The 630-nt window shown below is 46.7% G+C and carries 1 protein-coding gene; it reads left to right on the top strand.

All coding sequences use genetic code 11. The annotated features are described in order from the left end of the window. Nucleotides 1-630: HAMP domain-containing sensor histidine kinase (locus tag KIV40_RS28665; RefSeq protein ID WP_285352614.1), on the top strand; the 630-nt coding region annotated here is incomplete at both ends.

The following is a 630-nucleotide window of genomic DNA, read 5'->3' as shown; positions in this document are numbered from 1 at the left end:
ACAGGCGATCCCTCATGAGGTGAGAACCCCGCTCAGTCGTATTCAACTGGCGACCGATTTGCTGCGACGCGGAGCGCCCAACGAACAGCAGGTATTGTTTGATGACATTGATGGCTACATCGACGATATCAATCAACTAACCTCTGAAATTATCATGCTGTCTAAACTGAATGTGGTGGATAACTCATTCTTCGAACTGATTAAGACCAGTTGCGATTTGAATGAATACTGCTTGGACAGAGTGCGTTACTCCAAGATAAAGAACATTGAGTTTGAATCGCACGTGGTCAACAGCTTTGCAACCAAGTGTGACTGCACAATGGCTCGGCTGGTGCTAGATAACATTCTCAAAAACGCCGGTAATTATACTCGAGACAAGGTGTGGGTGACTCTGGATGAAAACTCAGAGAGCTGGTTGATCGTGATCGAAGATGATGGCGAAGGGATCCCAGAAGATAAACGCGATGAAGTGCTGATGCCGTTTGCGCGTTTAGATCAAAGTCGAACCGCAAAAACGGGTGGATTTGGGTTAGGGCTTGCGATTGCAAGTGCGGCAGCGAAAAAGCTGAGATGGCAAGTTAAATTAGATCACAGTATTCATGGCGGGGCGAAGTTTATTATTGTTGTCCC

It is taken from the genome of Vibrio sp. D173a, from assembly GCF_030248475.1.
Note: the sequence above shows the minus strand (reverse complement) of the source record. Positions and strands in the feature narration are given on the sequence as shown.